Raw genomic sequence first — 14,787 nt, 5'->3', positions numbered from 1 at the left:
CAGCTAAATCAGCCATTAATACAAAACAAAACTTATTCGTCATTTTAGTCTTCAACCCGTTCTTTACCTTTTCGTTGAAAGGCGGAGTATATAATCATTACACTTATGGCCATTAAAACCGATGCAAGGAAAAATGGCGCACCCGAAAACTGAACAGGTGCCTGGTCATGCGTAAAGTAATAAAACAAGTTGGTCATCAAAGGTGGCGCTATGATTGAAGTTGCACTCACTAAGCCTGTTAAGGCCCCTTGTAGTTCGCCTTGTTCATTTGATGGAACGTTTTTAGAGATTACGGATTGAAGTGCGGGGCCACAGATACCACCCAGGCTGTAAGGGACCAGGAAAACAAACATCATCCATCCTTGATTTGCGAATGCAAACAACAACAAGCCCAGGGCATAACACATCAGCCCATAATAAACGCTTTTCTGCTCTCCCAACTTAGGGGTTGTCCATCTGATTAAGATGCCCTGAACCAATCCCAGCAATAATCCAAGCACCCCAAGGGACATACCAACCATTCGCTCAGTCCAGTCAAATTTATACATGGTAAAGAAATGCCAGTTACTTTGTACAGCATGCATACCAATATAAATCAATGTCAGGGCAATGACCAAACCTGAAATTTCAGGATGTTTTCTTAAGAATTTAAAAGACCCAACCGGGTTTGCACGTTTCCAATCAAATGCCCTGCGTTTATCTTTATCTAAACTTTCCGGAAGGATAAAATATCCATACAGAAAATTTAACATGCATAGCCCGGCTGCAGCATAGAATGGAACTCTTGCGCCATAATGCCCCAGCAAGCCTCCCATAGTTGGGCCTATAATAAACCCCAGTCCCAAAGCAGCCCCAATCATACCAAAATTTTTAGCCCTGTCCTCATCGGTTGAGATATCAGCGATATACGCGCTTGCAGTTGAGATACTGGCTCCCGTCAACCCGGCAATGATTCTTCCTAAGAATAGCCAGCCGATAGAGGGGGCAAAAGCCAGAAATATATAATCTACAGCAAACCCAAAAAGAGAAATTAAAATAATAGGGCGTCTTCCATATTTATCACTAAGGTTGCCCACCACAGGTGAACATATAAATTGTGTAAAAGCATAGGTAAAACCAAGCCAGCCCCCATATTTGGCAGCCTCTGTAACATCACTATGAATAAGTTCTTTAATCAGTTTTGGGACCACTGGAAGTATGATTCCCCATCCGGTAATATCAATCAGCAAAGTCACAAAGATGAACCCAATAGCTGCTTTTTTCGTTGAATTTTTCATGGTGTAAAAATAAACAGCACCTGAGCCTGTTTTTTTCACACATTTATGGCATTTACATACAATTTGTAAGATAATTGCTCACAGGCATTCCCTATTGTGTATTTCTAAAAAAACCTGGAGAAACTCCGGAGACCCTTTTAAAAAACCTGCAGAACAGGCTTGTTTCTCCAAAATGCAACTCATTACTGATCTGTTTGATGGATAAACCAGAAGATTTCAGCAATGTTTTGGCATGCAATATCATGGCATGATCAATCCATTGTAAAACTGACTTTCCTGTTTTTTGCTTCAGAAAAGTGGAGAGGTACTGAGGAGTCAAATGCAACTTTTCTGCATAAAATTTAACACTCCGTTGCTGCGTTGCATACTTTGAAATCAAAATATAGAAATCGTCAATGATTTCATGTGTTCGGTTCTTCACCAAACTGTTATGGTCAGTCAGACCCGAATATGCTTCAGAAATCATATACATAAGGGTAATAATGAGGTGTCGCAGCATTTCAGTTTTCCTGGGGCTCTGGCTTTTATGATAGAAGTTTTGTATAAGTTCTACCAGTTCATTTTTTAGCCTTACTTCTTCATCTTGAAGTCTGATAACGGGTTGCCATCGAATTTGATTGTTCATGACAAACTCATGCAAGATTGGAAACGCTGCAATAAAATCTAACGAAAGGCCGATGGTCACTATTTCTGCATTTTCGCTCAGCGATTTTGTATCTATCATCAATTGCGGTTGCAAAACTGCTATATCGCCTGCGTTGATTTCGTATTCTAAAAAATGTATTTGGGCTTTCATGGAACCTTGTATCATAAAGCCCAGCAGCAATCCATCAAACAGGCGACTATGCTCAGTATATTTCTTTTCAGGGTGGTTCTGCTGATGTAGAACAACTATCCCTTCCATCTTTTTTGAAGGATCAATGTTGTACAATTTATAGACATTGTCCAAGGTTAAGAATAGGGCCATGTTCAAATGTCGGCAAAATGCACATTTATAGCAAAAAGGTGTTCAATGTTCAATCTTATATGAATCCCTGGTCTTAATAAGGGTATGAGATTATTTTAGTGGGCATATTTATGAATAAAATTTGAAGCATATGTCTATTATGATGGCGGTTTTGACTGAAAGATATTGCTTAAAATGTACCAGAAAAAAAGCCGTTCTTCTTATCGAAAAACGGCTTTTTCTTTTGTGGGCCCAGCTGGGCGTTTCTCGAACCATTTTCTATCTGATTTACGTTTAATCAGTGATTTGTCTAAAAAAATGGATTATGGTTTTTAATATCAGACTTACTATATCCTTGTCTTTTACGCTACGCCAAATTTAGGTCGAACCAATTTAAAAATCATTTACTTAGGATTGCAAAAACACCTATTCGTAAAGAGGTTTAACAAGAATAAAAATAGCATAATTTTTACGGTACTATGTATAGCATAGTAGTTTTTCTTATCTTTGCGGAGAATGTTTAACAAAATTATCAGTTATTTTTTTGCAAGCTTGTTTTTAACAAGTAGTGTGGTATTGCCTTTAGGTGATTTCTCATTAATGCAGGATATCCCTGGTATGTATCGAAATTATACAAAAATCTGCTCTGATGAAGAATTGGATATTGTCGATTTCATTGGAGATTATCTTTTACATGGGAAAGAAATTTTCGGCCACAATGAACATGACAAACCCCAGAGTGATTCTGGTGGTGTGCAATTCCAACATCAGGCAAATTCATTAAACATTCTCCTTTGTCAACCTCTTGTAAACGTGTTTTCAATTTCCGAGGTTAATGAGGAACATACTTTATTCAGGCAGTCATTCCAAACTTCTGACTACTGTAACGATTTGTTTAAGCCACCCCTCGCTTAATTCAATTAACGACACTTCTTTTTAATTAATTAACACGTTATTTTCCAATATACGTGCAACGACAAACGTATGTTCACATCATACTAAAACAATGCACCGAAACCGAGTTTCACAATGAAGATTTTTTTCTTTCTTATAATATCAATATTATTTTCCCAATTAGTAATGGGTCAGAACACTTTTAAAGCCATAGTGAGAAACGGCAACACAAAAGAGGTTTTAAAGGGTGCTACCGCCACTATTCCATATTTAAAGATCACTGTAAAAGCAGACACTAATGGCGTGATCCTTATCAGCAATATTCCAAATGGAAAATTTGAAATAGAAATAAGTTATGTTGGTTATGGTAAAAGTGAAAAGGTCTATACCTTTCCGCGTCAACGACCAGAGTCAATAATAGAAATAGCTTTGGAACCATCCTCAGGCGAATTGACTGAAGTAAATATACAAACTACCCGTACCAATCAAAACCTCCGGGATATCCCAACCAGAATAGAAGCCTTGCCACTGGAAGAGCTTGATGAAAAAAGTACAATGCGACCCGGGGATATAAAAATGCTTTTAGGGGAAGCAACAGGTATCCATGTACAACAAACTTCTGCGGTTAGTGGGGCAGCTAGTTTTCGCATACAAGGCTTAGACAGCCGTTACACACAATTATTGCAAGATGGTATGCCTTTGTATTCTGGCTTTTCTGGAAGCTTAAGCTTGCTACAGATCAGTCCTTTGGATTTAAAACAGGTTGAATTTATAAAAGGCTCTGCCTCTACCCTTTATGGGGGAGGCGCTATTGCTGGATTAGTTAACCTGATCAGCAAAACGCCTCAAAGTGCCCCTGAACTTACTTTTTTGTTGAACGGTACCAATGCAAAAGGGGCTGATGCAAGTGGCTATTATTCCAGAAAATGGGGGCACGTCGGTACCACAATATTTGGATCTTACAATTACAATAATGCTTACGATCCCTCTAATATTGGCTTATCTGCTATTCCACTGACTAAACGTTTCACCATTAAACCCAAAGTATTTTTCTACCTGGATGAGAAAAATTCAGGGTGGTTTGGAGTTAATACATCTTACGAAAACCGTTATGGCGGAGATATGCAGGTCATTGCCGGTAAAACCGATGACATCCACCAGTATTTTGAGCGAAATAAAACCTTTCGTTTTTCAACCCAGCTATCCTTTACACATAAATTTGATGAAGAAAGCAGTATCAATTTCAAAAATAGTGTTGGATATTTTGACAGACAATTAGGTAAACCAGGATTTAACTTTAAGGGTAAGGAACTTTCTTCTTTCAGTGAATTTAACTATGTAAGAAATGGTGAGCGAACCAATTGGGTAGCTGGTACAAATTTAATTACAGATCATTTTACCGCAAGCCCGCCACAAAACAATTTGGATCAGAACTTAACTACAATAGGCGCATTTATACAAAACACGTATAAGATAGCAGATTGGTTTTCAATGGAAAGCGGCTTACGCCTTGATAAAAATTCTCCAGCATCCAATAAACCATCGAACGGTCTTTTTATTTTGCCAAGGGTAAATGCTCTATTTAAACTTGACAATCACTTTACCAGTCGTATAGGTGGAGGTCTTGGTTATAAGATGCCAACACTTTTTAATGATCAAAGCGAACAAGATGGCTATCAAAATATCAAACCTTTAAATATGGGTAACATCAAGGCCGAACAATCTTACGGTGCAAATGGGGATTTAAACTACAGAAGCTCCATTGGTAGCGAAGCTTTTATCACTATCAATCAGCTTTTTTTCTACACAAAGGTTAATAAGCCGTTAATGGTACAAAATAGTGAGTTGATTAATGCTCCGGGACATTTGATTACAAAAGGAGCTGAAACCAATATCAAACTGGTTATGGATGAACTTATATTCTATCTTGGCTATACTTATACAGACACCAAACAACATTTTAACGGCCAATCCAATACGCAACCTTTAACACCAAGAAACAGGGTTAGCTTGGATGTAACTTATGAGATTGAAAAGAGCTTCCGTTTCGGGGCAGAAAGTTTTTACACCAGCCATCAGTTACTTAATAATGGAACTATAGGACAAAGCTATATAACATTTGGTCTACTGGCACAAAAGATGTGGAAACGTTTCGATTTATTTATAAATGCAGAAAATTTAACCGATCGCAGGCAAACCCGTTGGAATAGTATTTATACGGGTAGTATTACAAATCCAAACTTCGAAGATATTTATGCCCCCTTAGACGGAGTTGTGATTAATGCCGGAATCAGAATTAAATTATTTAATTAACGTTGTAAGGTTTTCGTAAGATTATAAACTCAAAGTTACAGCAAAAACACCTTGTAACATCATTCAGGGCATCTTACAAAAATCATATTCAGTCCTTAAAGTCACCCCAAAAGACACAAAAAACCCCTCAGAATACTCTGAGGGGCAGTGGGCCCAGCTGGGCTCGAACCAGCGACCAAAAGATTATGAGTCTTCTACTCTGACCATCCTATAAAGGACGAAAATCATCTTTTTTAGCTTACAGAAGCAATATAATCACTTTTATTGAAACCATGAAATTTTGTTCCGTAACATATTTGTAACGGTTTTCCGCGAAAAATGTGTATTACCTCAAATATCTGACACTCCTTTTTTTTATCAAAAAAATTTTGTCAAACAAAAGGTATTGCCACAGCCAAACAACTATTAAAGAGCGACTTTAATAACTGTACTATTTCAAAGATTCCAACTTTGCTTTCATAACTTCTATTTCCTTTTGCTGACTTAAAATGATCTCCAGTTGTAATTTCTTAATCTCAGGGTCTTGAGATTTTGATTGTTCACTCATCAATATTGCAGCTGCATGGTGTGGGATCATTCCCTTTAAAAATTGTTTATCTGAAACAGCCGTTTGGGATTGAATTAATAAGAAAAATGCAATTAATCCAGCTGAACATATCGTAATCAAACTTATATTGAGTTTTTTATTACTGTACATTTTTCCCATCAAAAGGAGTTCAATGATAATCATAGGCATAGTCATCAATCCAGCCATATAAAATTGATTAATATTCGGATATACATTTGCCAGACTATTTGCCATTGAATACATTAGAATGTACATTGCTATGAATGAAAGTACCGCCATAATGAGCAACTTTTTGTAATGGTCGTCATGATTTTTTGACATTTCCATTTGTTTATGATATTTATGTTCCATAATTATGTGATTTAAGTGTTTTGAATTAAAAACTAGTCCATTTTTGCACTTCTAAGGCGCAATGAGTTTAGAATAACAGATACCGAACTGAAACTCATCGCAAGTGCAGCTATCATCGGTGACAATAAAATTCCAAAAAACGGATATAAAAGCCCCGCAGCTACAGGTATTCCCAATACGTTATAGCCAAGGGCAAAGAATAGGTTACCTTTAATATTGCCCATAACTTTATGGCTCAATAATCTCGCTTTTGCAATTCCGTTCAAGTCGCCTTTCACTAATGTGATTGCTGCACTTTCAATGGCGACATCTGTTCCTGTACCCATAGCAATGCCAATATCTGCCTGTGACAAGGCAGGGGCATCATTTATACCATCACCTGCCATAGCAACCTTTTTACCTTGAGACTGCAGTTTTTTGATTTCATTCAGCTTGTCCTCTGGAAGCATTCCTGCTTTAAAACCATCTAAATTTAAGGTTCCGCTAACTGCTCTTGCTGTATCTTCGTTATCGCCAGTGAACATAATTACTTTTAAACCTTCTTCCTGAAGCTTTTTGATAGCGGTTGCACTCGAGGGCTTGATTTTATCAGAAATAACCACAAAACCAACGGCTTTATCTCCGACGGCCAAATAAGAAACGGTCTTTCCTTGTTTTTGGGCAGCCTTAACTTGTTCTTCCAATTCAGGATTAATCTTAGCTTTAACGTGTTCCATTAGTTTCTGGTTACCTAAAGCAAGTTTTTCGTCTTTTAAAGTACCCATTACACCTTTGCCTGTTACAGCTTCAAAATTTGAAATTGGTTGAATTTTTATTTTGTTTTCTTCCCCATAACGTAATGTCGCCTGTGCTAAAGGATGTTCGCTGCTGCTATTTAACGCTACTATTCTTTCAAGGACTTTCTTTTCATCAAAATCCGGATTTACACTAACGACCTTTTCAACCGATGGTTTTCCTTCTGTAACCGTTCCAGTTTTATCAATGATGACCACGTCAATAGCGCTCATCTTCTCCAGGGACTCTGCGTTTTTGATAAGCACACCAGACTGCGCGCCTTTACCTACGCCTACCATTACAGACATTGGCGTAGCAAGACCAAGCGCACATGGGCAAGCGATGATTAATACAGCAATCGCATTTACAAAAGTATAGACATAAGCAGGTTCAGGTCCATATATTGCCCAAACTATGAAAGTTGCAATGGCAATCAATACCACTACAGGCACAAAATATCCCGAAATCTTATCAGCCATTTTTTGAATAGGTGCTTTTGAACGACTCGCAGAATTTACCATTTCGATGATCTGAGAAAGTAGTGTTTCTGAACCTACCTTTTCGGCAAGCATGACAAAAGTTTTATTACCATTAATGGTTCCAGAACTCACTTTATCACCAGGTTTCTTTTCAACCGGAACAGGTTCACCCGAGATCATAGACTCGTCAATCGTCACCTCTCCAACTTTAATACTACCATCAACAGGTATCTTCTCGCCCGGTTTTACCCGCAACATATCGCCTTTTTGAATGTCATCTATGGAAACTGTCGTTTCTTTATCTCCAACAATTTTTGTTGCCGTATTTGGGGCTAACTTTAATAGTTCTTTAATCGCACTATTTGTTTTACTATGTGCTCTGGCCTCCAAAAGTTGCCCAAGTAATACCAAAGTTAGGATAACGGTTGCCGCTTCAAAGTAAACATAGACCGTACCATGGTGGGTTTTAAACTGGTCTGGAAAAACATCAGGAAAAAGCAAGGCGACAAGACTAAACAACCAAGCCACCCCCGCACCAATACCGATCAAGGTAAACATATTCAGTTTCCATGTGACTATGGATTGCCATGCACGCTGAAAGAACATCCATGTCGCATAAAATACCACCGGAATAGAAAAAGCAAACTGAACCCAGTTCCAATATTTCAGCTCCATTAACTTGAAAATCGGATTACCCGGTATCATTTCCGACATTGCAATCAAAAAGATGGGTACGGTAAAAATGGTTGCAATCTTAAACTTGCGCAAAAGCGTTTCATAGGTTTTGTCTTCCTCTTCCAAATCAACCCCTAACGACACCAAATCCATCCCGCAGATTGGACATGAACCGGGCTGATCCCTAATAATTTCCGGGTGCATAGGACATGTAAATTGAGTAGTATGCTTTAGTACAGGCTTCTTCAGTAAGTCCATTCCACAAACCGGGCAATGACCTGGTTTATCATAAGTTTTATCTCCTTCGCAGTGCATGGGACAGTAATACACTCCACCTGTTTCGTCCTTATTATCCTTAACCGGAGCGATGCCATGATCCTGATGAGCTGAACCATGGTGATGATGACTAGAGTGATTTGGTGTATGTTTATGTTCAGTAATCTTTTGAAAACCGGACATTTCAATCCTGTAACTTCCAACAGCAGAAAGCGCTTCCTGCAATTTTTCTGTCGGGATATGTTTATCCATCATAATTGTTGCTTCAGCTGGCTCCAAGGTTACTTTCGCTGAGATCCCGTCAATACTATTTAAGGCATCTTCCACTTTACTGCGACACCCCTGACAGCTCATTCCGGTTATTTTATAAGTATGCTTCATAATGTTAAGGTTAATAATTTAATGTTAGTCCTGCACCATAGCCCATGTCACTATCATAGTGAGTTGATAGACCAAAATATTTGGTGACGATGTACCTAAATCCTGCCATATATTCTGTGTCTGTATTGACCATAAATTGAAAGCGTAATCTTTTGGAGATTGGTACATCTTCTCTCATCAATTGAAATCTGACATTTCCTTTGTTATCAACTGAAGCATCTGCAACAATTAGCATTGGCAAGGTGTACTGTACCCCCAAATGAAATACCTGTCTAAAGTTTTTGGTATTTCTTTGTCCAAAAAGGTTGTTTCCAGGTGCTAAAGATTGTCCGAAAATATTTTTGTCGAGGGGATCAATTGTTCTTTTTCTAAAGTCCCAACCCACATAAGGGAAGAGCCACTGCATCTTTCCAAGATATCTTCCAAAATGACTTTCGCTTTCATAACCATGGTGAGCTTTCAGGCCAACTCTCCATTCAGTTGTAAAGCGATAGCGGGTGTTCGCAATCATAATCTCACCGTCACTGCCATTACTTTCAATTCCAATCCTTGCCATAGGATGAAATTCTCTATCGTCACTGAACAACTTGCGCTGTGCTAATTTCGGATTTGGTATTTCTGGATTAGGTGGAGAATTTTCATAACTGAATACTCTTCCCATACCGCTCATCATGTGGTACAAAATATGGCAATGGAAAAACCAATCACCACCTGGTTCTGTAGCAGCAAATTCAAGCGTATCCCTTTCCATTGGCATAATGTCAATGATGTTTTTCATAGGTGCATATTCCCCCTGTCCATTAACTACCCTGAAATCATGACCGTGGAGGTGCATCGGGTGACGCATCATACTGTTGTTGAATAAGATAATCCTAACATTTTCGCCTTTCTTAATGAGAATTTTGTCACTTTCAGAAACCGTTTTGTTATCCAAAGACCATACATAACGGTTCATATTCCCTGTTAGGTCAAACTTCAGTTCTTTCCATGGGCCATTAGGTAAAGTAGTTTTCTTCGGGTCACGGAGCATGCCGTAATTTAAAGTAACAATGTCCGGGTTATCAGCCGCCATATTCATTCCTACCATACTTTTATCGTTTGGCATTTGCATACCTGGTATGGCTGCTTTTTTATTCTCTTTTTTTGGATTCTCCTCACCTGTTATCTCGGGGTACATGACGGTATTCATATCCATGACCTGGTTTTGCATTTTCATACCTTCCATTTCGATCATGTTGCCGCTCATGTCCATCATGTCATTCATCATTTTCATTCCGGCAAAGTACTTCAGCTTAGGCAATTTTTGAGCAGGGACTTTGTCTCCCTTACCCAACCACAGAGAGGCCGACTTCGTGCGGTCTTCAGGCGTCACCAGAAATTCATAACTCTTATTTTCCGGAATAGTTACCACCACATCGTAAGTTTCAGAAACGGCAATGATTAACCTGTCCACTTCTACAGGCTCAACATCGTTTCCATCAGTAGCCACGACAGTTATCTTACCACCAGAATAAGTCAACCAGAAATAATCAGATGCCCCTCCATTGGCAATACGAAGCCTTACTTTGTCTCCCGCTTTAAACTGGGGCTGTAATTGCTGGTTCTTGCCATTGATTAGAAATGTATCATAGTAAACGTCACTTACATCCATAGCATTCATACGTTTCCATTCATTAGTCACCTTGGTTTTGAAATGTCCGGTTCTGATCGCCTCTGCATAACTTTGGGTAGTACCTTTTTTAATGGCAAACCAATCGTTGGCATTCTTCAGACTTCGGTGTACTTCCTCTGGCTTCATATCCGTCCATTCACTGATGACCACTGGAAGAGTTGGAATGTCCCATTCTTTCCTTTTGTTCATAATAAATGCGCCATACATACCAATCTGCTCCTGCAGCTCGCTGTGACTATGATACCAGTGTGTACCATGCTGTACGATAGGAAATTTATATATGTATGTAGAATGAGGTTTAATAGGCATTTGGGTTAGGAAAGGAACCCCATCCATTTTGTTTGGCAAAAACAGGCCATGCCAATGCAGGGATGTCTCTTCATTCAGGTTGTTATGTACATATATCAGTGCTGTATCCCCCTGGATAAAAGTTAGTGTTGGCATTGGTATCTGCCCATTTACTGCAATTGCCCTTTTTGTTTTTTTTCCATAGGTTACAGTGGTATCTGCAACGTAAAGATCATAGCGCACTGTTTTAGGTTGTTGACTAGCAGCAATGGTTTTAATAGGCCCCAAATTAGCTTTAGCTTTTTTGATGTTTTCCACAGTTGCGCTATTGTCTCCCATTTGCATACCTTCCATTTCGTCCATACCATCCTGATTTTTTGGCGCTTCTTTCATCGGCATTTCGTCATGGTTCTGTGATGTTCCTTTTGGTTTTTCCAGTACGAGTTTCATTCCGCATTTAGGGCAATTTCCTGGCTTTGCAGCATGTATTTCGGAATGCATTGGACAGGTGTAAGTGACCTTCTGCGCTGGCTCACCACTATCTTTCTCTTTCATTGGCATTTTCATGTCACCCATGCCTTCACTTTTCGATGGAGAGGTTTTTTTCTTCTTTGCCCCAGATTTCGCTTTAGCTACTTTTGCCTCTTTTACAACGAGTTTCATCCCACATTTCGGACAATTACCTGCCTTGTTTGATTGTATTTCCGGGTGCATGGTACAAGTATAGATAGTTCCTTCTTGTTTATTACTTTCGTTATTGGGCATTCTCATTCCTTTCATTTCCTGTGCAGAAGTTATGGAATAGAGGATAAATAAAAAGGCCGTTAATATGGTTTTCATAGTTCTATCATTATTGATACATTTTATTGTTTTATGTGCATAAATAAACTCGTAAACTTTTTATTTGCTGGTCATGAAGCGATCGTTAATATAGCCTTTTTTTGGTAGGCACCAGTGTTTCATTTCTTGCATGATTAGAATTAGTTAACAATCTCAAATTGTAGAAAAAACTTGAAACTAGTCCAATGACAACTTTGCTACCTCTACTTTAGAGGAGCTATATAATAATAATTCTTACCCATCATTTAGGACAGGTAAGAATTATCAAAAAGATCTAAGCGGCTGTTGCCATTTGCTCGCAAGCTTCTGCACATCCGCGGCAAGCCTCCGCACATTCCCGGCAATGCTCCATGCCCATTTCGGCATGTTTTTCACATTCTTCGGCGCAGGCATTACAGACATCGGCGCAAATACGGCACAGCTCTCCGCTATACTCGCTGCCCAGGCTCATCACTTCTGCCGCCGACCGGCAGATTGCAGCACATTCCAGATCCAACTGGATACAACGGGAAAGCATTTTTACATCCTCTTCTTTTAAACATTCGGTAGCGCAATGGCTACAAGCTACTGCACAGGCTACACAAGCCTGGATACAGTCATGAAATTTTTGATGTGACATAATTTTACTGTTTAAATTTGAAACATTTATTTATTGTTATTGGCCAATAACCACTCCTGTAATTCTTTGATCTCTTTTTCCTGGTCTTCGATAATTTTAGAAGCCATTGTTTTCATCTCCGCATGGGTTCCGTAATCCAGCTCCATTTTGGCCATTTCAATGGCACTTTGATGGTGCCCGGTCATCAGGATCGCAAAGTCATGGTCAGTGCGGCCATTAATAATTTGCAGGTCTGCGTTCCGTCCCATCTTTTCCATTCCCATCATCATTTTCGCATCAAATTCAGGTACATTCAGGTGCGCTGCATGGCCCTGTAAAAATGTGTTAAGCTGGGCAATTTCTTGGGTCTGTGCGGTGATCACCTTTTGCGCAATTGCTTTCATCGTAGCGTCTGTGCCACCTTGTAGTTCTGCATTACCCATATCAATTGCACCCTGATGGTGCATTTTCATCATCAGGGCAAAATCGTTATCGGGATCTTTGCTCATCATCATGGCATTCATCTTGACCATCATCTGGTGCATGATGGTCATCATTTGGTTTTTGTCATGCTCCTGGATGGTGACTTGCTTATCGTTATCTTTACTGCATGCCTGTGCAAAAATCATTAGCAAGGCAAGAGATAACATTTTTAGTGTGTTTTTCATGATGTAGGTATTAAATGAGTTTATATTTATTATGGTGTTATCGGTTTTTACGTAAACTTTATCTATGATGCTGCACCTGCCAGTTTTCAAACTCCTTAATCTCCTTAGTTTGATCAGCAACCATTTTTGTTGCCATTGATTTGAACATTGGATCTTTGGCAAACTGTAGGATGGTGTTGCCCATCTTTAAGCCATCCGCATGATGTTTGCTCATCATCATGACGAACTGTTGATCTACGGTAATTGCTTTTTCTTTTGGCATGGCCATCATGGCCATCATATCATCCGACGTGGCTTTTCCTAAACCTTTGTCCAAATTAGTTGGATCATAATTCTTAGCCGCGTTTTTATACTTCGCTATCAACCCATCCAAATCCTGAATTTCCTTCCCTTGTTTCTCCTTAATGGCCTGCGCCATCTTTTTCAGCTTGTCATCGGAACCGTTTTGCAGTTCAGCCTCTGCCATATCAATGGCTCCCATATGATGTTCATGTAGAGAAGCTGCAAGATCATGATCCGCATTTCCTGATTTCTCCATCTTATGCATATTTTCCATCATCTTGTTCATGGAAACCATAATAGGCGAATCTTTCATATTACTACTCGTGTCGCTCATCGCATGGCCGGAGCTATCGGCGTTCGCTACAGAATCGTTTTGATTGTTGGATTGCTGGTTTTGGCAGCTTGCTACGATTGCCGCTATTGCAATTAAAGGCATAATTAATCTGTTTTTCATTGTTTTCGTTTTTAATTAATAATAGATTTATACATTTTCCAGTGTTTTCCAACTATTTGATTTCATAGCCTTAAAGTATCTAGGAGATAAACTGGTAACTGATTTAAATTGATTGGAAGTTGTGCACTGCTGATGTAACCTATTTTCAATGAAATCTCTTTCAGATTGAGTTCTCCATATTGAAGCAGCTCTTTTACTTTTTCGACCTTTTGCTGTATGATGAATTTTTCAATGGTGAGGTCTTCGCTTTCAGAGAATAGGCGGATTAGATAGTTGTAATCTTTATGTAGACGGTCAGTTAATACCTGGCTGAAGGTAACGTGCTCAACTAAATCCGAATGATGTATAATTTCTATAACAGTGTTTCTGATACCTTCAATCAACTTATCTTTGTCCTTATCGATCAGTTCAAAGCCAAGTACTTTAAGAGAAGCTGCGATTTCTCTCAATTTATTTACGGAAGGGTCAGGACAGACAAAAGCCGTTCCAAGAGAGATTTCTTGAACCTGTAAATCCAGGTGTTGTAACTGTTGGCGAACAACAATTATGCAACGGTAGCAAACCATGTTTTTTATACGTAATAGCATTTTTTAAGATCAAGCGAAATGAGAAAAACAGGAAACAGAGCGTTCCTAGACTAAGAAATAGTCAAAGCTTGATCAAATCAGAAGGGCACGGCAGGAAATATAAAGTGGTATTTTTAAAATGCCAGGAGGTGCATTGCCTTTTGGCCAATCCATAGATTTTACTTCCTTGTGAAAGATAAAAAGGTCTTTAGAGTTGATTGAAAAAGTTAAAACTGCAATGCCAAAGAAAAATGGGCCGCCAGCTGTTTGAATATTTTCACTGATGGCGTACTGGCCATGCTGGTCACAGCACTTACAATCCTTGTCTTTAGAACACGGTTCTTCTTCCTAGGAATGTGGCTTGGCCTCATCGTGAGATTTGGCTTCTTCGCTATGATGATTATTGCTTACCTGCGGTTTAAATAAATATTCGCCTGCACAATGAACAATACAGACAAACATCCCTGTTGTTAATAACAGGTAGA

11 protein-coding genes and 1 tRNA gene are annotated in these 14,787 nt (G+C 39.0%); 2 read left to right on the top strand and 10 right to left on the bottom strand.

What is annotated here, in order from left to right; all coding sequences use genetic code 11:
- Window positions 1–44 precede the first annotated feature (44 nt).
- A complete protein-coding gene (locus B0O44_RS08820; protein WP_110830384.1) occupies window positions 45–1,277 on the bottom strand; it encodes a TCR/Tet family MFS transporter in 1,233 nt (410 codons plus the stop codon).
- A gap of 91 nt (window positions 1,278–1,368) precedes the next feature.
- A complete protein-coding gene (locus tag B0O44_RS08815; protein WP_245943627.1) occupies window positions 1,369–2,181 on the bottom strand; it encodes a helix-turn-helix domain-containing protein in 813 nt (270 codons plus the stop codon).
- A gap of 558 nt (window positions 2,182–2,739) precedes the next feature.
- Between B0O44_RS08815 and B0O44_RS08810 the strand changes: the two genes are divergently transcribed.
- Window positions 2,740–3,138 (top strand): hypothetical protein, encoded by a 399-nt coding sequence (locus B0O44_RS08810; RefSeq protein WP_110829398.1) that lies wholly within the window; start codon window positions 2,740–2,742, stop codon window positions 3,136–3,138.
- 114 nt (window positions 3,139–3,252) lie between these two features.
- The gene (locus B0O44_RS08805) at window positions 3,253–5,430 is read left to right on the top strand and encodes a TonB-dependent receptor (RefSeq protein WP_110829396.1); all 2,178 of its coding nucleotides are present in this window, start codon (window positions 3,253–3,255) and stop codon (window positions 5,428–5,430) included.
- 148 nt (window positions 5,431–5,578) lie between these two features.
- Here the strand turns inward: B0O44_RS08805 and B0O44_RS24960 are convergent.
- From B0O44_RS24960 to B0O44_RS08770, 8 genes are all read right to left on the bottom strand, one after another.
- Window positions 5,579–5,642, bottom strand: a tRNA-Met gene (locus B0O44_RS24960).
- A 218-nt stretch (window positions 5,643–5,860) separates the two neighbouring features.
- Window positions 5,861–6,349, bottom strand: a complete 489-nt coding sequence (locus B0O44_RS08800; RefSeq protein ID WP_211321344.1) for a DUF305 domain-containing protein — start codon at window positions 6,347–6,349, stop codon at window positions 5,861–5,863.
- A gap of 32 nt (window positions 6,350–6,381) precedes the next feature.
- Entirely contained in the window at window positions 6,382–8,934 is a 2,553-nt protein-coding gene (locus B0O44_RS08795; RefSeq protein ID WP_110829392.1) for a heavy metal translocating P-type ATPase, read from the bottom strand.
- 10 nt (window positions 8,935–8,944) lie between these two features.
- Entirely contained in the window at window positions 8,945–11,734 is a 2,790-nt protein-coding gene (locus tag B0O44_RS08790; protein WP_245943626.1) for a multicopper oxidase domain-containing protein, read from the bottom strand.
- Between the two features lie 274 nt (window positions 11,735–12,008).
- Window positions 12,009–12,353, bottom strand: a complete 345-nt coding sequence (locus tag B0O44_RS08785; protein WP_110829390.1) for a four-helix bundle copper-binding protein — start codon at window positions 12,351–12,353, stop codon at window positions 12,009–12,011.
- A 26-nt stretch (window positions 12,354–12,379) separates the two neighbouring features.
- Window positions 12,380–13,000 (bottom strand): DUF305 domain-containing protein, encoded by a 621-nt coding sequence (locus B0O44_RS08780; protein WP_110829388.1) that lies wholly within the window; start codon window positions 12,998–13,000, stop codon window positions 12,380–12,382.
- A 58-nt stretch (window positions 13,001–13,058) separates the two neighbouring features.
- Window positions 13,059–13,736: a DUF305 domain-containing protein gene (locus tag B0O44_RS08775; protein WP_110829386.1), complete on the bottom strand. Its 678-nt coding sequence runs from the start codon at window positions 13,734–13,736 to the stop codon at window positions 13,059–13,061.
- A gap of 62 nt (window positions 13,737–13,798) precedes the next feature.
- Entirely contained in the window at window positions 13,799–14,323 is a 525-nt protein-coding gene (locus tag B0O44_RS08770) for a helix-turn-helix domain-containing protein (RefSeq protein ID WP_245943625.1), read from the bottom strand.
- Between the last annotated feature and the right edge of the window lie 464 nt (window positions 14,324–14,787).

Source organism: Pedobacter nutrimenti, assembly GCF_003208655.1.
GTDB lineage: Bacteria > Bacteroidota > Bacteroidia > Sphingobacteriales > Sphingobacteriaceae > Pedobacter > Pedobacter nutrimenti.
Note: the sequence above shows the minus strand (reverse complement) of the source record. Positions and strands in the feature narration are given on the sequence as shown.

Coding starts and splice junctions, on each gene's coding strand:
- B0O44_RS08775 (WP_110829386.1), bottom strand. CDS start 13,736: ATGAAAAACAGATTAATTATGCCTTTAATTGCAATAGCGGCAATCGTA.
- B0O44_RS08810 (WP_110829398.1), top strand. CDS start 2,740: ATGTTTAACAAAATTATCAGTTATTTTTTTGCAAGCTTGTTTTTAACA.
- B0O44_RS08805 (WP_110829396.1), top strand. CDS start 3,253: ATGAAGATTTTTTTCTTTCTTATAATATCAATATTATTTTCCCAATTA.
- B0O44_RS08820 (WP_110830384.1), bottom strand. CDS start 1,277: ATGAAAAATTCAACGAAAAAAGCAGCTATTGGGTTCATCTTTGTGACT.
- B0O44_RS08815 (WP_245943627.1), bottom strand. CDS start 2,181: ATGGAAGGGATAGTTGTTCTACATCAGCAGAACCACCCTGAAAAGAAA.
- B0O44_RS08790 (WP_245943626.1), bottom strand. CDS start 11,734: ATGAAAACCATATTAACGGCCTTTTTATTTATCCTCTATTCCATAACT.
- B0O44_RS08785 (WP_110829390.1), bottom strand. CDS start 12,353: ATGTCACATCAAAAATTTCATGACTGTATCCAGGCTTGTGTAGCCTGT.
- B0O44_RS08770 (WP_245943625.1), bottom strand. CDS start 14,323: ATGCTATTACGTATAAAAAACATGGTTTGCTACCGTTGCATAATTGTT.
- B0O44_RS08795 (WP_110829392.1), bottom strand. CDS start 8,934: ATGAAGCATACTTATAAAATAACCGGAATGAGCTGTCAGGGGTGTCGC.
- B0O44_RS08800 (WP_211321344.1), bottom strand. CDS start 6,349: ATGGAACATAAATATCATAAACAAATGGAAATGTCAAAAAATCATGAC.
- B0O44_RS08780 (WP_110829388.1), bottom strand. CDS start 13,000: ATGAAAAACACACTAAAAATGTTATCTCTTGCCTTGCTAATGATTTTT.